This window comes from Anatilimnocola aquadivae, from assembly GCF_049819085.1.
GTDB lineage: Bacteria > Planctomycetota > Planctomycetia > Pirellulales > Pirellulaceae > Anatilimnocola.
Genome location: NZ_CP187419.1, coordinates 5,955,470 through 5,980,508, shown reverse-complemented (window position 1 = coordinate 5,980,508; position 25,039 = coordinate 5,955,470). Strand labels below are relative to the sequence as shown.

The window sequence follows — 25,039 nt, the reverse complement described above, 5'->3', positions numbered from 1 at the left end:
GAGAGAAGGCTCATCAGTGTGGCGGCTATGACAGCAGATTTCAACCATCATTCGTCCGGCTCTACCTTGATTTGCGGGCGGCAATTCTGCCCGAGATTGCACTCCCCGCAGGGCAGCATGTGCCATTAGAATAAAGGCATGAACAAGCCTCCTATTCATCCTGCAACCAAACGCCGTGTCCGCTGGTCGACCGTCGCGGGCGTAGCCCTCATCGCACTGGCAATCGCCGGCTTTCTGTGGGGCGAATCGATCCAACTCGCTTGGTCGCAACGGACCGTGGCGGGTGGCTTTGATGCCAGCAAGATTCCCCTGCAAAGTGAACGGACGTATGGCTACCTGAAAGAGATTTGCGACATCGGTCCGCGAATCTCCGCTACCGAAGGAATGCGCAAGCAGCAGGAATTGCTTAAAAATCACTTCGAAAAACTAGGGGCCAAGGTTTCGTTGCAAGAGTTCGATGCTCGGCATCCCGAGACCGGCCAGCGAGTGCGGCTGGCGAACCAGATTGTCGAATGGCACCCCGAGAAGCGCGACCGAATCCTCATCTGCTGCCACTACGACACCCGCCCGTATCCCGACCGCGAGCCCGACCCGGCCAAACGTCGCGATCCATTCATCGGCGCAAATGACGGCGGCAGCGGCGTCGCCATGCTGATGGAACTGGGCAATCACATGGCCGGACTGCGCAGCAAGTACGGCGTCGACTTTGTCTTCTTCGACGGCGAAGAACTCGTCTACGACGACCAAGTGCGGCGCGATCCGTACTTTCTCGGCTCCGAACATTTTGCTCGCGAATATGCGTCGCACCCGCCAGGCCACAAGTATCGCTGGGGTGTGCTTGTCGACATGATCGGCGACAAAAACCTCACCATGTATCGCGAAGAAAACAGCATGGCCTGGCCCGACACTCGCCCTCTGGTGCTCGACTTGTGGAAGACCGCCGCCAGCTTAGGCGTGAAGGAGTTCGTGAACGTCACGCGGCACGAGATCCGCGACGATCACCTGGCCCTGCGTAACATTGCCAAGATTCCCACCTGCGACGTCATCGATTTTGAGTACCCAACCGCTCGGGGCGAATCGTACTGGCATACCACCCGCGATGTGCCGGAGAACTGCTCGGGCGAATCGATCTGCAAGGTGGGGTACGTCATCTCCGAATGGCTGAAGCGCGTGAAGTGACATGACGTCCGTCGCTCTCGCTGTTGTGTTGGTGCTGACCTCCATTGTGCTCGTTATCGGGCACTTGCGCGCGTGGCGAGCAGCCGACCATGGCGGACTCGGCGAGCAGGAGCGGGAGTTTCACTCCCGGCGTTTTCGCCGCCGCGTGCAAGCCAGCGCCATGCTGGGTGTCATCGGCCTGCTGCTGGTCGGCGACCTGTGGTTGAGGACCGGTTGGCCGGCTCTCTTGTACTGGTCTGGCGTGCTGCTTCTGCTAGGGTGGTTGCTCCTGCTGGCCGTGAGCGATTGGCTGGCGTCGCGCGTTCATTTCCGCCAGCAGATCAATCGCCTGCAAGGTGAACGAGCGCTCATTCAGGCTGACCTCGACCGCCTGCGAAACCATCATCGCTCACGCACCGAACCACCTCCCACCGATTCTGACGAACACTGACTCCGACGAAAGTTGAGTTCTGCATGCCCACGCTCAAAATTGCCGTGTATCCTGGCGATGGCATTGGTCCGGAAGTCACCACCGAAGCGGTCTGCGTGCTGGAAGCTGTCGCAGCCCATGAAGCAGACCTGAAGCTGCAACTCACTCACTTGCCCTGGGGCATCGAATATTGGAAGCAGCACGGCAGCGTGGTCCCGGCCGACTTCTTGCAGCAGGTGCGACCGTTCGATGCCATCCTGCTGGGTGCGGTCGGTTGGCCGGCCCTGCTGCCCGATCACGAAACGCTTTCGCCCCTCGTGCAGATTCGCCAGGCCTTCGATCAATACGCCTGCATGCGCCCAGCCAAGCTCTATCGCGGGCTGAAGAGCGTACTTGCCGGCAAAGGTCCCGACGAGATCGACTTTGTCGTGCTGCGCGAGAACAGCGAAGGGGAGTACGTCGACAATGGCGGCCGGATGAAGCGTGGCACGCCCGATGAGTTCGCGGTGCAGACCGCCGTGCATACGCGCAAGGGGGTCGAGCGAATTTTGCGCTACGGTTTTGAGATGGCCCGCAAGCGTCGCAAAAAGCTGACAATGGTCACCAAGTCAAACGCCCAGCGCTATGCCTATGTGCTCTGGGACGAAGTTCTGGAAGAACTCGCACCGCAGTACGCCGACATTCAAAGCGAACGGCAACACTGCGACGCCTGTGCCATGAACTTCGTCCGCTGGCCCGAGAAGTTCGATGTGGTCGTCGCCTCGAACCTGTTCGGCGATCTGCTCACCGACCTCGGCGGCGTGCTCGCCGGTGGTCTAGGCCTGGCACCAAGCACCAACACGAACCCCGAGAAGAAGTTCCCCTCGATGTTCGAGCCCGTGCATGGCTCCGCGCCGGATATCGCCGGCAAAGGGATAGCGAACCCGATCGCCGCCATCCTAAGCACCGCGATGTTGCTCGACCACGTCGATCAACCTGCCGCTGCCCAGCGAGTTCGAGCCGCCGTCGAGCAAACACTCCTGCAAGGCTCGGCCACGCCCGACCTCGGCGGCAAACTCACGACCCAGCAAATGGGCGAAGCAGTGCTCAGGCACATCGCTTCCTGACTCCTGCTGTATCGGGGCCACGCGACGTAAGTCCGCGCTACCAAGCTCCGTAAAGAGACCAACTTGTTCAACTTTGAAGGGCATTGTCGAACCGAAAGTGCCATATTACTCGGGTGCGGCGCGAATTCGTGTCCAGCGATCGGGTTAAAGTTGAACACCCCCCTTTTGCGGTTGCACGAGACTTACGGCGTTTGAGGCTCCACGACCAACTCTCGCAACGTCCTCAAATTCACCGCATCCCAAGGCTCGCCGTCCTCGTTCTCTGCCTTCTCTGTTTCCAGATACATGGGTGTGGCCACCATCCGCGAGTCGTTCATGAGCAGTCGAAACGGCTCGAGCCCCATTTCGCCGTGGCCAATATGCTCGTGACGATCGACGCGCGAGCCCAGCGGCTTCTTGCTGTCGTTCAGGTGCATCGCCTTCAGTCGGCGACGGCCGAGCAGCGTATCGAACTCGTGCCACAGGGCTTCATACTCGATCGCAGTTCCCAGCGGATAGCCGGCAGCAAACGCATGGCAGGTATCGATGCACACACCGACCCGATCCTCATGCTTCACGCCCGCGATGATCGCCGCCAGTTGGTCGAACCGACGACCCAGCGTGGTTCCCTGGCCCGCGGTGTTTTCCAGCAAGATTTGCGAGCCAACTTCACCGGCCAACTCATGCACGCGATTGATCGCCTGCGACACCTTGGCAATCGCCGCTTCTTCGGTCAGCTTCACTCCCGCGCCCGGATGCACCACGACGTACGGAATGCCGAGCGCCGCGGCCCGCTGCAACTCGACGATCATTCCTGCGATCGACTTCTGCCACAGCTCATCTGCTTCCGCTGCCAGATTGATCAGGTACGACGCGTGCGATAGCGGATGCCGAATCTGAAACCGCTCCAGCGACTCCGCAAACTGCTTCGCCTCCGCCGCCGATATTTCCTTCGCCCGCCATTGGTTGTTATTCTTAGTAAAGACCTGGCACGTCTCCATTCCCAGCGCACCGGCAGCGTCAATGGCTTTGTAGTAGCCGCCGGCAATCGACATGTGGGCACCGAGAAGAGGCATCGTAAACTCCGGAGGAAACAATGTCTTGTGACCCGACAATATATGGCGAGTTTCCTGACACTCACAGCCCGGCCGCATTGGGGAAAGCACTCCAACGCCAGGGGCTCAACGTCCGAGTTGACTCGCATTGCGTACGATTTTGCGACTTAGGGTACTTCAAGCTAGAGGTGTTTGACGGAGCAGTTTCAGCAGACGCTGATTTCGACACGGTCGAAGAAGCGATCGCAGACGTCAAATTGGTTTCTTCCGCTCTCACCAGCGCCAAGATTCGGCATCGCTTTACCGTTTTGGATGATGACGACAAGGAAGTCGCACAATTTGCTTACGACTACCCCTCACAGGACTGAGCGAAGGAGAAGAATTGCGAGGTCAGCCCTGTGTTGGCTTTGTGCCGCAAGCAGGCGATTCAGGATTCGCGATAAGAAATTCACCGGCAATCAACTTGTGGGCACTGAGGAGAGGCGTATGGGGTTCTCTTGAAAGCGGGACTGCGATTGTATTCAACGACCAATCTTGTACGTAATCGCCGTCGCAATCACAAAGAATTGCTCACCCCACGAACCATCGACGACGTAGATCTTCTCGTCGGGATCGAGTTGCGAGTTCCCTGGACGGACGACTTCAAAAAGTCCTTTGGGAAGATCGGCAAGTGACCCTATCCTAAGCCCCGCTATTTCACACTTTGGCGGCAGGCACACGAGCGAAGGCTCCCTAAACTCGAGCAGTCCATACTCAGCACCGATTTCCTTTCGGATTTGAACCGTGAGAAGTTTTTCATCCCAAGAAACTACCTCGATCTGCGAGTCGGCTAGAAACCGCAATAGTTGCGTCGGCAGGTCTTGATTGTCTGGGGGCATCATTGGCTCTTCGCTCACCAGCGAGATCACTCCTGACGTAACGAATCGTGGGGAGTTACAGTTTAGCGTGCTCTGTTTCGTTGTGTACGCCCGCTGAATTCGCCGTTCGTTTCCGCATGATGACTCCTGCCCGCTTATTGCTGCTCCGCCTGCTGGCCACGCTGATATTTTTCGCGTCGGGTGCGGCGGGCATGGTGTACGAGATCTCGTGGTCGCGGCAATTTGGCAATGTGTTCGGCCACACGGTTTATACGTCGGCAATCGTACTGTCGAGCTTTCTCGGTGGGATGGCCATCGGCTATTGGCTGGCGGGGCGATATCGCGGCAATTGGCAACCGCTGATGGCGTATGGCGTACTGGAGATCGGCGCGGGACTGTGGGCTCTCTTGGTTCCATTTGCTTTGCAAGCCGCGGCCGGCACGGCGCTCGGTTCGCTCGATCCGGGGCCTGCGAATTTGTATGTGCTGCTGCGAGTGCTGTTCAGTTTCGCCGTGCTGCTTCCCTGCACGATCGCGCTTGGTGCGACGTGGCCCATGATGGCCGCATTCTTGTCGCCGCGCGGCAACCCCGCCCCGCAATGGCTCAGCTGGGGTTATGCCACGAACACGGCCGGCGCGATGATCGGCTCGGTATTGGCCACGGCCTATCTGCTGGTGCAAGTCGGCGTGACGTCGTCCAGCCTGGCTGCTGCAGGTGTCTCGATTGCGTGCGGCCTGATTGCCTTAGTCCTACACGCGGCGATACGGACTGAAACGACGAGTTCGAACAAAGGCTGCATAGCGGACCTAACTGAAAAAATTCCGCTTCGTTGGTGGTTGCTCGTGGGCCTCTCCGGTTTCTCAGTCTTGGCGCTCGAAGTGCTCTACATGCGGCTCTTCTCCCTGGTGTTTCACAACAGCACCTACACATTCGGGATTGTCGTCACGGTGTTTCTGTTGGCGCTAGCGATTGGTTCTGCGCTCACGGGCTTTGTGGGTAGCCGAGTCTCACCAGCGCTCATTGCCGCGCTGGCCTGCGGAGCCGGGGGAGTATGCATTGTCCTGTCGCTGGGAATCTTTCGCCGCCTGACCAATTTCGATTATGTCACGGGCGAGTCGTTTCAAGATTATCTGTTCGTAGCCTTTCGCCTGGTCGTATGCGTGGTGCTGCCGCCCATCACGGCGCTCGGCATGATCTTGCCCATTGCCTGGCGCGCGATTGAACCGCGCCAAGCCAGCGAATCTCAAGTGGCCGGGCTCACAGCGGTCAGCACCATCGCCGGAGCCTGCGGTTCGCTGGCCGCAAGTTTCGCCTTGCCGCTGCTCGGCCTGTGGGGAAGTTTTGGCTTGCTGATTGCCGTCTATCTACTGTTGGCAGCGGCAATCCTGATCGCCCTGGGTGAGAAATGGCTGCAGATCTCGATCGGCGTCATTGCGGTGGTCGCGATCGAGTTCAACTGGCACAGCATGAGTACCGTGAAGACTCTGGAGCCCGGCGAGCAATTGTTGCAACGATGGGAAAGCGCCTATGGTTGGATCGATGCCATCGAGCAGACCAGCAGGCGCGGCGGATCGTCGCGCACGACGCAACAGAACCTGCATTACGGATTTGGCGACAGCCACACGAGTGTGCAGCGCGACTATCGCCAAGGGCATTTGCCGCTGCTATTGCAAGGACATGCTCAGGACGTTGCCTTTCTCGGCATGGGAACCGGTCAAACAGCCGCTGCTGCCATTCCGCACGAAGAACTGAAGAGCATCGTTGTTGTCGAACTTATTCCCGAAGCTGTGCAGGCCGCCCGCTATCTCAGCGAAACGAATCGCGGGCTCGTCGATCACCCTCGCGTCGAAATCCAGGTGAATGATGCCCGCCGTTTTTTAAGCGGCAGTGGGCGTCAGTTCGACGTCATCGTTTCCGACTTGTTCGTGCCGTGGGAGAGCCACACGGGCTATCTCTATACCGTCGAGCATTACCGGGCTGCCAAAAAGTCGCTTCGCCCCGGCGGTCTGTTTTGCCAATGGCTGGCCCTGTATCAAATGGGGCCTGCCGAGTTCGAAGCAATCGCCAACAGCTTTGCCAGCGTCTTTCCCAATACGACGCTCTGGTGGGTGCGGCCCAATCCCAACAGCCCCGTGCTCGGCCTGATCGGCACCGAACAGCCGATTCCTTATTTGCAAACCGCCGCCGCCAAAGGCTGGCTCGAACACAATCCGCATACCGGCGAGCACGATCCGCTGCTGGCCGACGAGCAGGCGATTCTTTCCTTTTACATTGGCGATTGGCACGTCTCCCCGCGCGCGCGCTTCAACACCGATGAGCACCCTATCGTTGAGTTTTCAGCACCCGTCTCGCATGGCGACAATCGCAAGTTACGCGGCGAAGCCATGCAGCAGTACTTTCAAACGGTGCTGGCTAAGTTGCCGCAACAGGGTGTGAATGTTGAGGGCGTGACCGGCCCGGCGAAAGATCATGCCTGGCGACTTCAACAGCAGCGGCAGTTGCTGGGGATCGCGGGTGAGTGAAGTCAATCCGGCGGTCGGTTGAGAAGGCAAGAGACTGCGGGCGCGAAGTGAATGTTGAACCAACAGGGGTCAGGAGTCTATGGCGAGCGGAGTGCAGCGAGTTGGCTGAGAAGTTCGTCGCCAAAGAATGGCGACCCCGGTTTGGTTAGGGTTTCAACACTTCGGCCATTTGTTCGATGACGCGCGGGGTGGCCAGGTTGGGTGTGCGGTGGATGAGGTGGACGAAGTTGTCGGCGAGGATCTCGTCGGGATGCAGAATGTAGTTGGTGTTCTTGCCGATCTGGTCGTGAAAGCTGGTGACTTTGGTGGGATCGAGCACGACCGGTTGCGCATCTTTCATGCGCGGCTGCCACTTGCCATCGACCTTGTCGACGACGAGTAAGCGAAACGTCACGTAGCGAAAGAAACTGCCACCCGTCTTGGCATCGTAGGCTTTGGGCGTGGCGTACAGGATCGGCACAGCGGTTAGCTGCTGATCTTCGTTCTTCAGTTCAATGAACGAATCGAGTCGAGGGGCATCGGGGTTGGTGATGCGGCGATCTTCCAGCGAAACGGGGAGTTCGATTTCATTACCGGCAGTAAAGCCGACAATCTTGTAAAGCGCTTTGCGAGTCGTCGCGTCGTGACGGCTGAGGACGTGAAACAGTTCGTGTAACAGCAGCGAATCGAACTGCGGCGAGTTATAACGCAGCACCTTGGCGGGCAGGATGATCGCCGTGCCTCGGGTGTAAGCAGCTTCCCCTTCCTCTTTGCCTGTGGTGCGAATGAGTTGCACTTCCTTGGGCAGTGCCAGTCGATACGGAGCCAGCTTGGTTTTCAGATTGGCAACAACCGTGGCGATTTTTTCGCGTTCGGCGGGCGACCATTCCACCACTTGCTCGGCGACCAGTTGCTTCCAGTCGTCTTTGGTCACCTCGCGATCCGTCTGCAATCGCGACTGCAAATCAAACTTGCTGAGCCGGCGGGAAAAGTCGTCGTCGGCTAGCAGAATCTCCTTACCATTGGCCACATCGGCAAAAACCAGCTTGGTGGAGTTCGTCAGTTCGAGTGGTTGGAGCGGTGCCTCTGCGGCGCGGCCCGCACCCAGCGAAACGAAGAATGCCAGAGTAACCAGCAGGCAAGGTTGCAGTCTCATGAAAGTTCGCTTTGCGGGCAAAGTGGTGGCAAGCAGGGATACCTCTAATTTAGCGGAACCCGTATGATTGCAAGGGAGCAACAGGACAGCAGCGGAAGTGAATCCGCTCGTGACGCGAATTGACATCGAGTGAGTTGGCAGATGGCACGTTGGCCGCGACATGTTTGGACCACGGTGTTCACCTATGGGGCGATCTTCGTACTCTTCCCGCTGCTAAGTTGGCTGGCCTACGCTTGGGTCCAAGGGTGGTTGTTTTGAGGGGACGAATGACAAGCGATTCGACACAGCAGGCATTGTTGCAAAAGTTAAAGCCGACCGGCCAAGAACACCTATTGCGATTTTGGGACCGGCTCTCACCGCCCGAGCGCACCTCGCTGGCCAGGCAGATTGAAGAACTCGATCTCGAATTATTCACGCAGCTCAAGCAGAAGTACGGCGGCACCAGCGCCGCAGCCACCGGCGATCATCGTGACCATTGGGCAGCCCTTGCCGCGCGAGCCAGTTCGCCCCCAGCGATGCGACTCGATGGCACTGGCGTTAGTTTTTCGAAAGAAGAAGCCATCGAGCGCGGCCAGCAATTGCTGAAAAGTGGCCGCGTCGGCATGATTCTGGTCGCTGGAGGATTGGGCACGCGACTCGGCTTTGATGAGCCCAAGGGAATGTTCCCGATCGGGCCACTGTCGCAACGAACACTGTTTCAGGTTCTCATCGAGCAACTGCTCGCGGCTCGCAAGCGATACAACTCGAACATTCCGCTGTATTTGATGACGAGCCCCGCGACCGATCAAAAGGCTCGCGACTTTCTGGGCAAGCACGACAATTTTGGCCTGCCTGCCGAAGACCTGCACTACTTCTGTCAGGCCACGATGTGGGCCGTCGATGACCAGTGGCAGCGGATTCTGCTCGCGTCACCCGGCGAAGTGGTTACCGCGCCTGATGGTCACGGCGGGCTGCTAAAAGCGTTCGAGAAAAGCGGAACGCTCGCCGATTGTGAACGTCGCGGCTTGAGCGTGCTGTTCTATGGCCAGATCGACAATCCGTTGCTGCAGGTCTGCGATCCGCTACTGATTGGCAGCCACTCGCTGGCAAAATCGGAGATGACGACACAAGTGGTGAAGAAGCGGCATGCTCTCGAACGCGTGGGAAATTTGGTCGCGGCAGATGGCCGCGTGCAGATGATCGAATACAGCGATTTGCCGGATGAGTTTGCCAAGCAGACTTTGCCCGATGGCTCGCTGAAGTTCTGGGCCGGCAACTTGGCCGTGCATGTGCTCGATGTCGCGTTCTTGCGACGAGCGTCGCAAGCCGAGGATGCCTTGCCCTTTCACATCGCTCACAAAAAGACGCCGCACGTTGACGAGAGCGGCAACAAGGTTGATCCACAGCAGCCCAACGCCTTTCGCTTCGAGCGATTCATTTTCGATCTACTGAATTCAGCCAACAATGCACTCGTGATTGAAGCCGATCCGGCTGAAGCGTTCGCGCCGGTGAAGAACGCCGATCGCGAACCGACCGACAACGCGCCACTGGCTCGGCAGGCAATGATGGCCCTCCATCGTCGCTGGCTGAGAGCAGCCGGCGTGCAGATTGCTGACGATGTGCCGGTCGAACTGAATCCGCTATTCGCTGCTTCGCCGGAAGAAATTGCGGCCAAACTGCCTGCCGGGACAGTGATCGACCAACCAACCTATTTTTCATCTACAGGACCGACGGCGGTCCGAGAACCATTGCGTTAAGGACTGACGCTCATGCTTCATGCGGTCATTATGGCGGGCGGTGCGGGAACGCGATTCTGGCCCCTCAGCCGGTCGGCAACTCCCAAGCAACTACTCGCGCTCGTTGGCGAGCAGACGATGATCCAGCAAACGGTTGGCCGGCTCGACGGGCTCGTCACGCCCGATCGCCTGTTGATCGTTACTAACCAGCGGCTTGTGCAGCCCATGGCCGAGCAAATGCCGCAGCTTGTTCCCGCGCAGATCCTCGGCGAACCTTGCAAGCGAGATACCGCCCCCTGTGTTGGTCTCGCTGCGCTGCTCGTCAGTCGCCAAGATCCCGATGCCACGATGGCGGTGATGCCCGCCGATCATCTCATTCAGCCTGTGGCGGCCTTTCAAGGCGCGCTTCGCCAAGCAGTCGAACTCGTCGATCAGGATCCGTCGCGGATCGTTACCTTCGGCATTCGCCCGACGTATGCAGCCGAGATTTTTGGCTACATTGAATGCGGCGATTCGTTGCCTGTGGTGACAAAGAAAACGACGACTGAACCGGCTAGTGCTTACCGCGCGACACGCTTTCGCGAGAAGCCTGCCCGCAGTGTCGCCGAGCAGTATTTGGCTGCCGGAAACTTCTTTTGGAACAGCGGCATTTTTGTCTGGAAGGCGAAGACCATCGTCGATGCCCTGACCAAGTACGAGCCGCAGATGATGGCACATTTGCAGACGATCGCCGCAGCCTATGAAACACCCGATTTTAACGCCGTCTTCGAACGGGAGTTTACCGAGATTCGCGGCAAGAGCATCGATTTTGCCGTGATGGAGCACTATCCCAACATTGTCGTGCTCAAGGCGCCGTTCACCTGGGACGACGTTGGCAGCTGGCAAGCGATCGCCCGTACCGCCGGCAGCGACGAGCAAGGCAACACCGTGCAAGCGCGGCATGTTGGCATTCGTACCAGCGGCTCCATCGTGCGTGGGCCGGAAGATCACTTGCTGGTCACGCTTGGCATCAAAGATTGCGTCGTCGTACACACGCCCGATGCTACCCTCGTGGCGCACAAGGCCGAAGAAGAAGCCATTCGCGAAGTGGTAAAGGAACTTGAACAGCGAGGCTGGCGCGAGTACCTGTAGCCGAGTGTTTGCTCGCTACGAAATGGTCACGTGCATCGCCTCGAGCTTATCGAGATCGACGATGGCAATCTTGTGCGGATTGGCCCGATAGAGCGCCCCGGGATTGAGCACCAGCGTTTTTCCTTCGCGGTGCATCTCGGCGATGTGCGAGTGGCCATAGCAGACCAGGTCGTACTCACCGCTGGTCGTCACCTGACGAAATTTCTTCGCGTCATCGCTGTGGAGTAGTGCAATCCGGCGACTACCGAGCGTCAGATCGGCAAAGGCTCCATGAAAAGTGCCACCGGCTGCGGCCACTGCTTCGCCGAGCAGTTCTTCATCGCCGTGGTCTACGTTGCCGACGACATAGTGCGTGGGCCACAGCGAGAACGCAGGCGGAATGTGGGAGGAGCCTAGATCGCCGCAATGCAGCACTGCTTCGACTTCAAGTGATTCGAGCATCCGTGCGGCAGCCTGCGCGTTCTGAAGGTGGCCGTGAGTATCGCTGACGATTCCAATTCGCATGGTGATGAACTGCTCCTGATTGCCGTGACGCAAGCGCGATCCTCGCCCGGTCGAGTGTAGCAGCTAGGGGTCACATGTTGCAAAAAGGCATCATGGCCCACAGTTCCCAAAAAACAGTTAGCAAGCGTAATGTTCGCTCTCGCAAGCCTTTGCCGTCATTACTGAATGTCGAATGTCTTCCGGCACTTCACTTGCAATTAACACAACTTCGGTTCATTCGTGGCGAGCCCAGTCCCCTCGGGCTTGCTGCGGATGGACCTCCCCCGCGCCGCGTAGTTACGTGGCAAGTTGGTCTCGCAACGCTTTCCGCTGAGTCTGGCATGAATCTGGGCGATCTTCTCGAACTGGGGGCTGTCACAGCTACCCACGCGCCTGTTTTCATCGAATGCCGAGCGACGATTCCTCACGGTGCCATCGAGCAATACTGGTCAGCCTCAAAATGCCGGTTGGAACGATGGTTCCGCCTGTTTCGCGGTTCTTCGTCGGGCATTTGCTCAACCACGCGGCTGGCAGAAGTCGTACACGAAGTGCTGGCTAGCGAACTACTCACGCGGGTCTTCGCCTCGCTGTGTGTTGGGCACGACACTAGATGCGATCAAGCAGAACTGGCACCAATTGCCCAGAACGTGCTGCAAGGACACATGGAGGCGCGCAACTATGCTCTGCAGTGGATGATTACCGGGCAGGGAGTCGACTTGAAGACGGCCGTCGATTGCAACCGCTTTCGTCGCCGCGTCGAACGCTGGACCGACATGCTCCTCGGCCGCATGGCCGCCTACTCCGATCCAACTCCACTGGCGTTTGAAGCGGAGCGAGCCCTCGACTTTGCCGAAGATTTTGACTGCTCCCGTTCATCGAACGATTTTGCCTGGAGCCTGGCGATGGCTGCCACGCGAGCATCATTTCAAACGCTGCAGCAGCCTACGTTTCACGCCGATCTCAACCGGCAGGTCGCTTCGGCGGTGCTCGGCTGCCTGGGGACCGACGTTTTCGACAGCCTAGGACTTGGTCGCTCGCTGTGGCTCGAACGGCTCTCGCGCACGGCCAGCGACACTCAGGGACTAATCGATCAGTTAATCCGGCTGGACTCAGGTTTGCCGATTGCTGAACGTGGCGGCAGACCTCCTGGTCTGCCGTATTAAGCTTGCCGTTTGGCCAGTGCCGCTTCTCGCGAGGCTTGCCGCTCCCGAATGTTCTCGAGTGAATCGTTCGGCGTGGCGCGAATCAAGTCCTTCGTGTACTCTTCGTGCGGCCGCGCGTAGATGTTTTCCGAAGGTCCGAATTCGAGAATCTGTCCCTTGCGCATCACGGCCATCATATCGGCCATGAACTTCACGACGCTCAGATCATGGCTGATGAAGATGTAGGTCAGCCCGCGCTTGTCTTGCAATCGCTTCAGCAGATTCAACACTTGCGCCTGCACAGACACATCGAGCGCTGAAACCGATTCATCGCACACGATGAACTCCGGTTCGACCGCCAGGCACCTGGCAATGCAGATGCGTTGACGCTGGCCGCCGGAGAACTCGTGCGGATACCGGCCCAGGTGTTCCGCCTTCATGCCGACTTCTTCCAGCAAGGCCACCGCGCGATCGCGGCGATCTTTCGAGCCGCTGCCGATCTTCTGAATCACCATCGGCTCGGTGATGGCCGCTTCGATGGTGAGCCGCGGGTTCATACTGCCGTATGGATCCTGAAAAATGATCTGCATTTTGCGACGCATCCGCCGCAAGTCACCGCTGCCGAGCGTCGCGAGATTCACCCCGTCGTAGATCACTTGCCCTGCATCGGGTTCGATCAAGCGCAAGATCGCGCGCCCGGCAGTCGTCTTGCCGCAGCCCGATTCGCCGACCAGCCCTAGTGTCTGACCACGATAGACATCAAAGCTGATGCCGTCGACCGCTTTCACGTGATCGACCACTCGCAGCAACACGCCCTTGCGCACCGGAAAGTGAACTTTCAATCCCTTGACCGACAATAGTGGCTGTTGCCCTTCGATGACGGCCTTGGTATCCGGCGCGTGCTGGCTTTCTTCCCAAGGATGCCCAATCGCCTTTAACACCGAACGAGGATGCAGTAACCGGCCGCGACCTTGCGTAGTAAGTTGCTGCAGACGGTCGGGAGTCAGCTGCTTTTCGATGACTTTCGCGTCCGGACCTTCGCCGCGAATCTCCATGAAGTCGGCGACAGTAGGCAATATCTTGTACGGTGTATCGAGCCGCGGCTTGCAGGCCAGCAGGCCCTTTGTGTACGGATGCTTGGGGTTCGAGAAGATGTCGATTACTTTGCCGTACTCGACGACCTTTCCCTGCAGCATGACGGCCACGTCGTCGGCAATTTCAGCAATCACGCCCAGATCGTGCGTGATGAATAGCACGCTCATGCCGCGCTCGTCCCGCAACCGCCGGAGGATATCGAGAATCTGAGCTTGAATCGTGACATCGAGCGCGGTGGTGGGCTCGTCAGCGATGAGCAGCTTGGGATTGCACGAGAGGGCCATTGCGATCATCACGCGCTGTTTTTGCCCACCGGACATCTGGTGTGGATACGAGTCGACTCGCTTTTCCGGATCGGGCATGCCCACTTCGCGAAACAGTTCGATCGTCCGTAGCTGAGCTTCCTGCTTGGTCACATTTTGATGGAGCCGAATTGCTTCCATCACCTGCGCCCCGACCGTAAAGACCGGGTTGAGCGAAGTCATCGGCTCTTGAAAGATCATGCTGATCTCTTTGCCGCGGATCTTCCGCATCTCCGGTTCTGGCAATTTCACCAGGTCACGCCCCAGGAACGAAATGCGACTGAGCGGCTCGATCTTTCCTGCCCCCGCCAGCAGGCGCATGATCGAATATGAAGTCACGCTTTTGCCTGACCCCGATTCACCAACAATGCCCAGCGTTTTGCCTTCTTCCAGCTTCAGCGATACGTGATCGACCGCGCGTACCACTCCCGTTTCGGTGTAAAAAAACGTCGCCAGATTGTCGACGTCCAGCAAGAGCTGTTCAGACTTCGGCTTGGTTGCGGTCGCGGTGGTCATATCGCTTGTGAACTCTGTTCAGCGGTTCGATGCTTACTTCTTCGATTCGCGTAGGCGGGGATCGGTTGCCTCTTGCAGGCCTTCGCCAATCAGGTTGTAGGCCAGCACCGTCAGAAAGATCGCTGCGCCCGGAAACATGGTCATCCACCACATTGCTTGCAAATTGCTACGCCCCAGGTTCAACACAGTTCCCCAGCTGGGCGTATCGGGCGGAGCACCAATGCCCAGAATACTCAGGCCAGCTTCCATCAAAATGGCGGCTGCGATGCCGAACGAAATCGGCACTAGCACCGGTGCCATCGCATTGGGCAAAATGTGCAAGAACACGATACGCGGAGTGCTCGCCCCGAGCGCTCGTGCGGCGGTTACGTACTCGGCAGCCCGCAGTTTAAGAAACTCGGCGCGCGTGAGTCTGCAGATCGATGGCCAACTCGTCAGGCCGATGATAATCATCGTGTACCAGATTGAAGGTTTATCGACGATCGCCAACAGGGCCAGAATCACGATGAGCGAAGGAACGCACATCACGATCTCGGTAAATCGGCTGATGACAAAATCCACAGCACCGCCCAGGTAGCCAGCCATGCCGCCGAGCGTAATTCCAATGGCTGCCGCAACACCGGTGGCGACAAAGCCAACCAGCAATGCCACCTTTGTGCCATGCACCATTTGAGCGAACACGTCGATACCACCATCGGTCGTGCCCATCAGGTTGAATCGGTTCGGTTTTCCCTTGTTACCGATGGGATTCGCGGGGACACCGGGAAACTCACCGGCCTCCACGGCGCGAAGGGGATCTTGATAGACGAGAGGCCAAACGGCCCAGCTATTGGGATCTTTTGCCTTCAGGTTGTGATAGAACTGGCCGTAGAACTCGTCGCGAAAAAAAACCGGATTCTCAAATGTTCGGTGAAAGTAATACAAGGCCGGGAAGTAATAGTTTCCCTTGTACTTGCAGACAACCGGTCGCGTGCCCGCAATGGCTGGCGAAAAGATCGCTACCAGCGACAAGATGATCACATACCCCACGGCAATCATTGCCAGCGGCCGGCGCGAGAACCTGTGCCAGGAATCGGCCGCAAAACCGCGCGAACGACCCGGCTTGGTCGGGTGCGGCGTGGCGACGGTTTGCCCAGCCAGATTGGAAGGAGGCGTTGGTTTGAGATCGCTAGACATGTAGCGGACGAATCCGGTGGTGCTATTTGTAGGTGATGCGTGGATCGAGGAAGGCGTACGCGATGTCGGCGATCAGTTGGCCCGCGAGAGTCAGCAGCGTAAACATCAGCACCAATCCCATGATCAAGGGATAGTCGCGCCGAGAGATCGATTCGTAGAACAGGTTGCCCATTCCCGGCCAACTGAAAATCGATTCGAGAATGACGGCACCACCCACGAGCGACGGCAACGACAGACCCAGCAGGGTAACCAGCGGAATCAACGTATTGCGGAAACCATGATTGACGATGATCCAAAACGGATGCACGCCTTTGGCTCGCGCGGTGCGGATGTAATCCTGCCGCATCACTTCTTCCATGTTGGCTTTGGTAAAGCGACTGTCATAGGCCAGTGAGCCATAGGTCAAGCAAGTCAGCGGTAGAATCATATGCGTCCACACATCCCACGCTTGGCTCAGCGGGGGCAGCGAGGAGAAATTGTTACTCACCATGCCACTGGCCGGCAGTGAGAACATCGTGTTTTGTAGCCTGAGGTAGAAGAAGACGAGCAACCACAGGGCTGCCACGTAGGACGGCAGGGAGTACAAGAAATAAAGCAACAAACTGATGGTCCGCTCGCGCAAGGTGCCGCTGTTGGCGACCGAGTACAAACCGATGGGAATGGAGATGACGTAAGCCAGAATGATCGAAGGAATGGACAGCAGCAAGGTAGGCCCGAGACGCGCGAGAATCGACTTGCGAACGGGTTGCTTCTCGAAGAAAGATGTCCCCAGGTCGCCACGTGGCAATCGCATGAGCCAGTTGCGATAGCCGATGTACCAGGGCTTATCGAGACCAAAGGTCCGATTCAAGCGTTCGAGATCCTCTTTGCTGATCTTTTTGCTGGGATCGACCGCTGCTGCCTCATTCGTAAGGGGAGTGCCCGGCATGTGACGAATGAGCGCGTAAACAAAAAACGTGATCAGCAGCAGGGTGAATGCTGCAAAAACCAGTCTACGTATCAGATAATTGAACATGGCGTTCTAGCAACAATGGCAGGCGGCACGAAACCCAAAAGGCAGTTGTGGTTTGGCGTTACTCGGCTGCTCGATAGATGCTGCTGAACCCTGGACTGTAGTGGTAGGGGCCGCGGGGACTAAACATGTAACCTCGTAGGCCCTTGTTGAAGCCATAGTAGGCGTTCTGAAAGTAGAGCCACGTGTAGGGCTGATCTTCCCAAAGGATGAGGTGGATCTTGCCGTAAATCTCGGCCCGCTTCTCCTCGTCGAATTCCCTGCGAGCCTTGGCAAACAGCTCATCGATCTCGGGGTTGATATAGTTCGCGTAGTTGCGTTCTTCCGTGCTGCCCCAAATGTTGTAGCTCGTGTCGGGATCGGCACCTGTTCCCCAACCGCCAAATGCAGCTTGAAACTCCTTCTTTTGAAGCTTGTCTTGCAGTACGGAGAACTCCAGCGGTCGCACGGTGCAAATGACGCCGATCTTCTCGAGGTTCTGCTTCAGCAAGGTGCAAATGGCAATGCGATCGGCCTTGTCAACGACGAGAATGCCGAACTCGAACTTCACCTTTTTGCCGTCGATCATCTTGTCGAGCACGGCATCGTTATCGGTATCTGCCCAACCAGCTTCCTTGAGCAACTCTGCAGCTTTTTTCAAGTCTTGCTCCAGGGGTTTTGGCGGATCCTTGGGAGCCCAGCGTGAAGTGGGATGAAAGATTCCATTGCAGGGCTCGTCGAGACCGAATCGCAGTTTTTCGAGCAACTGCTGATGATCCATGGCATAAGACATCGCCCAGCGAGTCTTCTTGTCAGCAAAGAGCGGATTCGTGCAATTCCACAAAAAGTGAAAGCTGGTCCATTCCAGGCCGTAGGCCTTGGTGGAGTTTTTGTAGAACTCGTCATTCGTGGTTTCGTTCAGCCACTGCGCTGGGGTAAGAATCATCTCGTCGAGATCACCACCCTTTAGCTGCAAGAGGGACGCAGCGGAGTCCTTCATCATCTTGAAACGAATGGTTTTGAAGTACGGCTTGTCTCGCACTTGCTTACCGTCGTGCATGTAGTAACTGTCGCGACGTTCGAGCAATGCTTCTTGGCCCAGGGTGCGATTGGCGAAGACATAAGCACCGCCGGAAACAGGTGCCTTCTCGTACTTCACCCAGTAGTCGCCGTGTTGCAGCGTCGGATCAGCGGCTAGTTCCTTGGGGTTGTCATAGATGTGCTTCGGTACGACGGAGAAATTGACATTCCACACATTCGTGGCGAGGGCCTCTTTGTGGAAGTAGACCAGCGTGTGATCGTCGTAAGCTTTGATGTACTTAATCTTGTCGGTTCCAGATCGCTGTGCGGGAACAGGCACAGCTTCGGTCATAATGAGGCGGAAGCTAAACTCCACATCGTGGGCTGTGATCGGCTTGCCATCGGACCAGGTCAAGTCGTTGCGCAAAACGACCTTGTCGTACAGGAGGTCTTTGCTGGTCTGCCAGGAAACCACGGCGTCCTTGCTCGCAAATGGCTTGAAGTTCCAATCGAAGCCAAACAGGCCGAATCCTGTCAGGCCGTTGACGTCTGATTCTGTGACGGAACTGCTCAGCAACGGATTTGTCGATTTCACGTCAAACGGTGCGTGGCGAATGATCTCGCCGTCCCAGTTCACGTCCTTTTCGTCTGCGGGAAGACGTCCCAGGGCGCTGAGGATCTTTTCGTTGGCTTCGGCTGAATCGTTCTTAAGTGCCAATGCCTCGGCAACGGTAACTCGGGGCGTCTCGCCAGCTTGTTTTTCTTTCAGCAGCACCATGCCATCCAGCACGGGCTTGTCGATCCATTCTGCCTTGGCATCGAGTTCGGACAGCGGTGGTGGAGTGAAATCCGCCACCAAATCGCCCAGCTTAAATTCCTTTACTTCTTCGTCGACGCCAAAATCGCAACCTGTCGCTGCAGCTAGAATCGCCACTGCGCACAGAGAAAAAGCCTGCAAACGATGGAGCATCATCGTGAAATTCTCACTTGTTGCTGATGAATGGCAGCGGACCGTGGTTCTTTGCCTCGGCTGCTGATTTGCTGGTCAATCTAGCCCTTCTGCGCAAAGGCATCAACCTTAGCTGTCTGGGTGGGGCCAACTGGCGGGTGAAAGGTGGGGGGTGAAAGGTTCACAGCGACTCGATCGAGGTGCTGACGGTGACAGAGGGATCGCCGGCACGGATAACCGCAAGGAGAACCTTCAGATCTTCTTGAATCTGCTGATAGAGAAAGTAAGCAACGGAAATCGTGACGATTGCGGCCAGGATGATGACGACAAGCCAGGAAATGTTATCGGGGTACCAGGGCGCTCCGGCGACGAATGTGGGCTTATACACCGATGCTAGAATCAGCAACGAAACAAGGGCAACACCCATTGTGCTCACCAAAAAAAGGGACGATTGACGACGAATTCGTCCGAGTTGGTGCTGTTCCCATTCGTCGGGAGTGCCCGCACCAAGCAATGCGGGATAATGGGCCCGCAGGACGACCCAGGTGGTTGCCAGCCATGGTAAGGAGAGTGACATCAGGCCGCATAGGGTCTGCGAAATCACAAAGTGAATGTAGAACTTCGTGGGCACGGGACCGAACTCTGCAGGCAGAAACAGATGGATCGAGGTGGGAAAGATGATTCCAGCAATGACCCATTCGATCGCTGCGACCCAGCATAGGCACGATCCCCACCAGAGAACACGCCGCCGCGCAACGTTCACGATGGCAGGGTCCATGACTCCTCTTTGTTCCCGATACTGACGTATCGCCCTGCTGACTGGAACCATGTACATCAGCACGAGTATGACCCCAAGTGGGTAGGCAATCGAGTTCACAAACATCGAGGTAATTTCAAACACGTGTTTCAGCGCAGCCTGTGCTGCCAGATAGCCGGCTTCATCGCCCGGCAGCAATTCGCGACGAAAATTGTGGATCATTTCGTCTTGGTTGTAGAAGAAATTGATCGCCCCCCAAATGGCCAGCGCCGGCATATTGATGGGAATGAGCGAGAGGAGCGGATACTTGAGCGCCAAGCCGCGCCAGCCACTTTGGGCTCGTTCCAGAAAACTCGAGGCGCCCGGAATCAGGCACAGGCGAAGCTGCCGCGCGAGCTCGATGCCGTTCAGCGGGCGGTCATCGGGATTGGGCGATAGGAGGCGCCGCAGCACTTTCTCCAGGCGATGGCCGGTGCCATCGGTGGGATTGCCGCCGCGGTAAGGGCGTTCCTCGTGTCGCCGGCGAATCATCTCGACCAGCTTGGTGTTCCATTCGCTATCGAGCGAGCCGTCATCGAACGGGCGTTCGCCAAAGTAGAGTTCCCACAGTAGTACGCCGAGCGAGAACAAATCGCTCCGTTGATCGAGTTCTTCGGGTTGGCGCGTATGCGTGGGGCTGCAGGCTTCGAGCTGCTCCGGCGACATATAGGCCAGGCTGCCGCCGAAATAGGCCGCTGGCGAAGCACCCTCGATTTTTGAGCAAAAGCTGATGTTGAAGTCGGCCAGCTTCGGCCAACCATCTGCCCCGATCAGCACATTCGCGGGCTTGATATCGCGATGCAAAATGCCGCGACCATGAGCGTATTCGAGAGCCTCGGCCAGCTTTGCGCCAATGCGGCAAACCACCTGGCTCCAAGGTGCCGACGAGATTTCTTTCGGCCAGGCGGCGATTGCCAGCGGAGGTACGCCCGCTTTGATCATCGCCTGCGTTGCTGCCAGGACGAGAATCTGTCCCGTTCGTGCCGGAGCAGGGTTTTGCTGAACGAGTTTCACCACTTCAAGCAAGGTGCCGCTCGGAGCAAACTCCATGTAGAGCAGGCGCAACTTGCGTTCGAGCATTTGCCGCTGATCGAACACACGGACGATGCCCGGATGATCGAGCTGCGCGAGCGTTTGCGGCTCATTTCCCTTGTCGGCGGAGATCTTCAATGCCACCTGTCTCTGCATCGAGACCTGCCGAGCGAGATAAACGCGACCGAAAGCTCCTTTGCCAAGCTCAAACTGTAATTCGAAATCGTCAAGTCGCTGACCAATATGCAGATTCGAGAAAATCTCGGTCCGACACAGCGATGTCGATGTGGTCACCGTATTCGGGTCGCCAATCACGCGACGCAATGCCGCCGATGACTTGGGAAAGCGATCGCAATATTGATCGACCGAAACGACCTGCCCCGACGCTCGGCGGACATGAAACTCTTCGCAAATCAACTCCAGCGGCAGATGCCCGTTTTCAAGTACTTCGGGAAACTCGGCAGCGTAGCTTTCGAGCGATTTAAAGTCATGGAGTTGCGACCGCTGCTCTAAATCGGCTTTGATAAGCTCGACGAGGGTCAGCCTGCGGAGTGCGTGAGGCTGGGCGGGGAGATAGTCAGCTAGTGGCGGAAAGTGTTGCGTTTGCCACGCGGCGAGAAATCGCGTGACCCATTGCTCGATCTCGCCCCAGGCTTCGGTGCCGGCATTGATCGTCAGGTCCATGAGCAATTGCAGATTCAGTGCGAAGTGACCTCCGGCTCGTGCAGCAATGCACTCCATAGTGAGCCGTTATTTCTGATGGTACACTATCGGCGGCCAGCTGAGTGCGGGCTTCCGCCAAAGCCGACCGCTACCGATGAGCTTGGGTTTATGAATCAATCGCCCGACGATCCTCTGACCGAACGCCTGCGCAAGCGCGAGCCTGCGGCGCTGGCCGAGTACCTGCAGCAACGCCGCCCTCAGCTGATGGCGTTTATTGAACGGCAACTGGGTACTGCGTTGCGCCGCAAGGTCGAGCCCGACGATGTCTTTCAAGAAGCATCGGCCGAAGCAGTTCGCGCGTTGCCGAACGCTGAACTCTCAGAGCGAGATCCGTTTTCTTGGCTCTGTCAGATTGCCGAGCGGCGAATCGTCGATTTGCACCGTCGCTACTTCGACGCGCAAAAACGTGATGCGGGACGCGAAGTACCGCTCGGTGCAGGGGGCGCTGATACTTCTGCGCCGAACCTCGCCCAGATGCTTGCCGCGAGTATCACTTCCCCCAGCGCTGCGTTTTCTCGCAATGTGCGCGAAGCACGACTCGAAAGTGCCTTGCAAGCCTTGCCCGACGATCAACGTGAGGCGCTCCGCCTGAGATATCAGTTCGACATGCCCTCGAAGGAAATCGCCGAAAAACTTGGCAAATCCGACGCTGCTGTTCGCGTGATGCTCACCCGCTCGCTGAAAAAACTCCAGCAATTGCTTGGGGAAGAAATCGCACCGAAAGATATTTCGTAGGAACTCACTCCTGCCAATCGAGTGCTACGTCCAGCACGATGGCTGAATGGGTGAGTGCTCCGCTGCTGATGCGCTCGACGCCCGTTTCGGCCACGCTGCGAATCGTCTGCAGCGTGATGCCTCCAGAAGCTTCGAGTTCGACGTTTGGCGCAAGTTCATTGCGGATGGCCACAGCCTCGCGCAGAGTTTCGGGCTTCATGTTGTCGAGCAACACGATATCTGGATTAGCCGGCAAAACTCCGCGCAGCTGTTCCAGCGAATCGACTTCAACTTCCACCATCATCTCGGTGAAGCGATCTTGGCCAGCGCCGTGCTCTTTTAAGAATTGCTTGGCACGCTCGACAGCTTCGGCCGGCGTATAGCGGGCGGCTTGCGGTCCTTGGCGACCAAGGGCCAGATGGTTGTCTTTAATCAAGACGCCGTCGAATAAGCCCAGCCGGTGATTGTGGCCACCGCCACAGCGGACTGCATATTTTTCCAGTCGTCGCCAGCCTGGAGTCGTTTTGCGGGTGTCGTAAACGCGGGCACCGGTACCAGCAACTGCTGCCACGTATTCTGCAGTGAGCGTCGCGATGCCCGACATGCGGCCGATGAGATTCAGCAGCGTACGTTCAGCAGTGAGCAAGCCGCGGGCGGGGCCACGCAGGCGAGCGACAAGCGTCCCCCGCTCGACTTTCGCGCCATCGGCAACTTGCGGTTCCCAGGCACCAGAGATTTCCATCTCTTCGAGCGTGAGTCGAGCGGCTTCCAGGCCAGCAATAACTCCGGGCTGGCGAGCTACCAGGTTCGCGACCGATTGGGCATCTTCGCTAGCGAGTGCGACGGTCGTCCAATCGTGGCCTCGCTCAAGATCTTCGAGAATGGCGAGCCGCACGAGTTGGCGGCAATCGTGTTCGACATCGGCATCCCACGTCAGCTGGCGATATTCCTTGCGCATGACATTCTTCTGTTGGAGAGATGGTTCTAGGCGAGCCAACGGGCCACATCCTTGGCCCAATAGGTGAGAATGATGCTCGCGCCGGCCCGTTTGATGGCCGTCAGCATTTCGAGAGCCAGCGTTCGTTCATCGACCCAGCCATTGGCTGCAGCGGCCTTAACCAGACTGTACTCACCCGAGACGTTGTATGCCGCGAGTGGCACACCGGGGAAGTTTTCGCGCACATCGCGAATGATATCGAGATAGGCGAGCGCAGGTTTCACCATGATCATGTCGGCTCCTTCGCGCAGGTCTAGTTCGACCTCGCGCAGGGCCTGCCCAGCCGCAGCGGCCGGATCCATTTGATAGGTGCGCCGATCGCCGAACTGCGGGGCACTTTCGGCCGCGTCACGAAACGGACCGTAGAACGCGCTGGAGTATTTCGCGGCGTAGCTCATCAGCGGCAAGTGCGAAAAACCAGCATGATCGAGGGCGTAACGAATGGCACCGACCATGCCGTCCATCATGCCGCTCGGCGCGACCATGTCTGCACCGGCCTGCGCGTGACTCACGGCTTGCTTACCGAGGAGTTGCAAAGTCGGATCGTTGGCCACGTCCTGTTGGCCGTTTCGTTCTTCCAGCAAGCCGCAATGCCCATGACTTGTGTATTCGCAAAAGCAGACGTCGGTCATCACGAGCAATTTGGGAGCTGCTTCTTTTACGGTGCGAACCGCTTGCTGCACGATTCCCTGTTCGCAATACGAGTCGCTCCCCGCCAGATCTTTCTCAGCCGGAATGCCAAACAGAATCACACCGGCGATGCCCAGCTTTTCGGCTTCTTTCGCTTCGATGGCCAACTGATCGAGTGAAAGCTGAAACTGCCCCGGCATCGAGCCGATGGGCTGCTTGATGTTCTTGCCAGGACGCACAAAGAGGGGCGAAATCAGATTCGCGGGAGAGAGTGTCGTCTCGCGAATCAGCGCGCGAACGCCCGCGTTGTAACGGAGCCGACGCATGCGAGTCGTGGGAAAGCCGGAATCTGCTTGTCGAGGGTTCATGCGTTCTATCTTCGCTTCGGACGATGCGGATTGGTAGGGCAGCAGTGTGGCGAAACTGCTTCGCGGCGAAGGCCGCGAGCCCATCCTACTTTTTGGAAAGGCTCAGCAGCGTGTTCATGCTGCCGGAGCGGAAGCCTTGCAGATCGAGCGTGACGAAGCGAAAGCCGAGTGACTTGAATCGCTGAGTGATTTTTTCACGCACTTCAGGCTGAGCCAACTGCGGCAGCACGTCGAGCGGCACCTCGATGCGGGCCAGTTCCCCGGCATGCAAGCGCACGCGAATCTCGCCGAGGCCAAGCTCGCGCAAGAAGACCTCAGCTTGATCGATGCGCGCGAGACGTTCCGGAGTGACTTGCTCGCCGTACGCAATGCGACTGCTTAAGCAGGGAGTCGCCGGTTTGTCGGAGCATGGCAGCTGCCAGAAGCGGGCCAGTTCTCGCACGTCGGCTTTGTTCAGACCACATTCGGCGAGCGGACTCAGCACGCGAAACTCACTCGCAGCTTTCATGCCCGGGCGATAGTCTCCCAGGTCGTCGAGGTTCGCGCCGTTAAGGAGCGCGCTCACTCCCCATGCCGGGGCAAGCTCGGTCAGCTTGGTGTAGAGTTCGGTTTTGCAGTGATAACAGCGGTCGGGAGCATTCGCGACGTAGCCAGTTCGTGCGAGTTCTTCGGTCGAGACGATTTCGTGCCGAATGCCAATCTGCTGGGCAATCTCGCGGGCCAGTTCCAATTCGCCAGAAGCCAGGCTGGCGCTCACGCCAGTCACAGCAACCGCTTTGTCACCGAGGGCGAGGTAAGCCGCTTGAGCGACAACGGCAGAGTCGACACCACCGGAGAACGCCACGGCAGCGCTTGGTAACGGTTGCAAATAGGCGAGCAGGGCATCGCGGAGCGAGGTTAGTCGATCGTCAAGAATGACGCTAGTCGGAACAATCACCGGGTGGCTCGCCTTGAGAAAAAGACGATCCTCCATCGCAATGCCGTGGGACAGAGTATGCCGAGCCCGCACTTTGACGT

At 57.8% G+C, this 25,039-nt stretch carries 21 protein-coding genes; 9 read left to right on the top strand and 12 right to left on the bottom strand.

What is annotated here, in order from left to right; genetic code table 11:
• The first annotated feature begins 138 nt into the window (after positions 1-138).
• Genes NA78x_RS23495 through NA78x_RS23485 form a run of 3 tightly spaced genes read left to right on the top strand, consistent with a single transcriptional unit; the run spans position 139 to position 2,694 of the window.
• On the top strand, positions 139-1,179 hold the full coding sequence (locus tag NA78x_RS23495; protein ID WP_425614823.1) for a M28 family peptidase: 1,041 nt from the start codon (positions 139-141) through the stop codon (positions 1,177-1,179).
• 1 nt (position 1,180) lies between these two features.
• Positions 1,181-1,609, top strand: a complete 429-nt coding sequence (locus tag NA78x_RS23490) for a hypothetical protein (protein ID WP_425614822.1) — start codon at positions 1,181-1,183, stop codon at positions 1,607-1,609.
• A gap of 23 nt (positions 1,610-1,632) precedes the next feature.
• Positions 1,633-2,694 carry an isocitrate/isopropylmalate dehydrogenase family protein gene (locus NA78x_RS23485; protein WP_425614821.1) on the top strand — a complete coding sequence of 354 codons (1,062 nt, stop codon included), beginning with the start codon at positions 1,633-1,635 and terminating at the stop codon, positions 2,692-2,694.
• Positions 2,695-2,876: 182 nt separating this feature from the next.
• Here NA78x_RS23485 and NA78x_RS23480 read toward each other — a convergent pair whose 3' ends face one another.
• Positions 2,877-3,749 carry a deoxyribonuclease IV gene (locus NA78x_RS23480; protein WP_425614820.1) on the bottom strand — a complete coding sequence of 291 codons (873 nt, stop codon included), beginning with the start codon at positions 3,747-3,749 and terminating at the stop codon, positions 2,877-2,879.
• A gap of 20 nt (positions 3,750-3,769) precedes the next feature.
• On the opposite strand from NA78x_RS23480, the gene NA78x_RS23475 reads away from it, so the two are divergent.
• Positions 3,770-4,096, top strand: coding sequence for a hypothetical protein (locus NA78x_RS23475; protein ID WP_425614819.1), 327 nt, complete (start codon positions 3,770-3,772; stop codon positions 4,094-4,096).
• A 153-nt stretch (positions 4,097-4,249) separates the two neighbouring features.
• Here NA78x_RS23475 and NA78x_RS23470 read toward each other — a convergent pair whose 3' ends face one another.
• A complete protein-coding gene (locus NA78x_RS23470) occupies positions 4,250-4,624 on the bottom strand; it encodes a hypothetical protein (protein WP_425614818.1) in 375 nt (124 codons plus the stop codon).
• Between the two features lie 98 nt (positions 4,625-4,722).
• Between NA78x_RS23470 and NA78x_RS23465 the strand changes: the two genes are divergently transcribed.
• Entirely contained in the window at positions 4,723-7,107 is a 2,385-nt protein-coding gene (locus NA78x_RS23465; RefSeq protein WP_425614817.1) for a fused MFS/spermidine synthase, read from the top strand.
• A 145-nt stretch (positions 7,108-7,252) separates the two neighbouring features.
• Here the strand turns inward: NA78x_RS23465 and NA78x_RS23460 are convergent, their stop codons facing one another.
• Entirely contained in the window at positions 7,253-8,242 is a 990-nt protein-coding gene (locus NA78x_RS23460) for a hypothetical protein (RefSeq protein ID WP_425614816.1), read from the bottom strand.
• Positions 8,243-8,508: 266 nt separating this feature from the next.
• Here NA78x_RS23460 and NA78x_RS23455 point away from each other — a divergent pair, with 266 nt between their 5' ends.
• Positions 8,509-9,978 (top strand): UTP--glucose-1-phosphate uridylyltransferase, encoded by a 1,470-nt coding sequence (locus tag NA78x_RS23455; RefSeq protein ID WP_425614815.1) that lies wholly within the window; start codon positions 8,509-8,511, stop codon positions 9,976-9,978.
• Between the two features lie 12 nt (positions 9,979-9,990).
• Complete coding sequence (locus NA78x_RS23450) at positions 9,991-11,088, top strand: mannose-1-phosphate guanylyltransferase (RefSeq protein ID WP_425614814.1); 1,098 nt, start codon at positions 9,991-9,993, stop codon at positions 11,086-11,088.
• A gap of 15 nt (positions 11,089-11,103) precedes the next feature.
• Here the strand turns inward: NA78x_RS23450 and NA78x_RS23445 are convergent, their stop codons facing one another.
• Positions 11,104-11,625: a metallophosphoesterase family protein gene (locus NA78x_RS23445; RefSeq protein ID WP_425614813.1), complete on the bottom strand. Its 522-nt coding sequence runs from the start codon at positions 11,623-11,625 to the stop codon at positions 11,104-11,106.
• A 287-nt stretch (positions 11,626-11,912) separates the two neighbouring features.
• Between NA78x_RS23445 and NA78x_RS23440 the strand changes: the two genes are divergently transcribed.
• Positions 11,913-12,734 (top strand): hypothetical protein, encoded by an 822-nt coding sequence (locus NA78x_RS23440; protein WP_425614812.1) that lies wholly within the window; start codon positions 11,913-11,915, stop codon positions 12,732-12,734.
• On the opposite strand, the gene NA78x_RS23435 is transcribed toward NA78x_RS23440, so the two are convergent.
• From NA78x_RS23435 to NA78x_RS23415, 5 genes are all read right to left on the bottom strand, one after another.
• Positions 12,731-14,626 carry an ABC transporter ATP-binding protein gene (locus NA78x_RS23435; RefSeq protein ID WP_425614811.1) on the bottom strand — a complete coding sequence of 632 codons (1,896 nt, stop codon included), beginning with the start codon at positions 14,624-14,626 and terminating at the stop codon, positions 12,731-12,733. The two genes, NA78x_RS23440 and NA78x_RS23435, sit on opposite strands and share 4 nt — an antisense overlap.
• Positions 14,627-14,659: 33 nt before the next feature.
• Complete coding sequence (locus NA78x_RS23430) at positions 14,660-15,802, bottom strand: ABC transporter permease (RefSeq protein ID WP_425614810.1); 1,143 nt, start codon at positions 15,800-15,802, stop codon at positions 14,660-14,662.
• 22 nt (positions 15,803-15,824) lie between these two features.
• Positions 15,825-16,817 carry an ABC transporter permease gene (locus NA78x_RS23425; RefSeq protein WP_425614809.1) on the bottom strand — a complete coding sequence of 331 codons (993 nt, stop codon included), beginning with the start codon at positions 16,815-16,817 and terminating at the stop codon, positions 15,825-15,827.
• Between the two features lie 58 nt (positions 16,818-16,875).
• Positions 16,876-18,786 carry an ABC transporter substrate-binding protein gene (locus NA78x_RS23420; protein WP_425614808.1) on the bottom strand — a complete coding sequence of 637 codons (1,911 nt, stop codon included), beginning with the start codon at positions 18,784-18,786 and terminating at the stop codon, positions 16,876-16,878.
• 157 nt (positions 18,787-18,943) lie between these two features.
• Entirely contained in the window at positions 18,944-21,331 is a 2,388-nt protein-coding gene (locus tag NA78x_RS23415; RefSeq protein WP_425614807.1) for a serine/threonine-protein kinase, read from the bottom strand.
• 90 nt (positions 21,332-21,421) lie between these two features.
• Here NA78x_RS23415 and NA78x_RS23410 point away from each other — a divergent pair, with 90 nt between their 5' ends.
• Complete coding sequence (locus NA78x_RS23410; RefSeq protein ID WP_425614806.1) at positions 21,422-22,048, top strand: sigma-70 family RNA polymerase sigma factor; 627 nt, start codon at positions 21,422-21,424, stop codon at positions 22,046-22,048.
• A gap of 4 nt (positions 22,049-22,052) precedes the next feature.
• Here the strand turns inward: NA78x_RS23410 and nadC are convergent, their stop codons facing one another.
• The 3 genes from nadC to larE form a co-directional block, all read right to left on the bottom strand.
• A complete protein-coding gene (gene nadC, locus NA78x_RS23405) occupies positions 22,053-22,985 on the bottom strand; it encodes a carboxylating nicotinate-nucleotide diphosphorylase (protein WP_425614805.1) in 933 nt (310 codons plus the stop codon).
• A gap of 26 nt (positions 22,986-23,011) precedes the next feature.
• Positions 23,012-24,022 (bottom strand): porphobilinogen synthase, encoded by a 1,011-nt coding sequence (gene hemB / locus NA78x_RS23400; protein ID WP_425614804.1) that lies wholly within the window; start codon positions 24,020-24,022, stop codon positions 23,012-23,014.
• An 85-nt stretch (positions 24,023-24,107) separates the two neighbouring features.
• Complete coding sequence (gene larE, locus NA78x_RS23395) at positions 24,108-24,959, bottom strand: ATP-dependent sacrificial sulfur transferase LarE (protein ID WP_425614803.1); 852 nt, start codon at positions 24,957-24,959, stop codon at positions 24,108-24,110.
• Positions 24,960-25,039 lie beyond the last annotated feature (80 nt).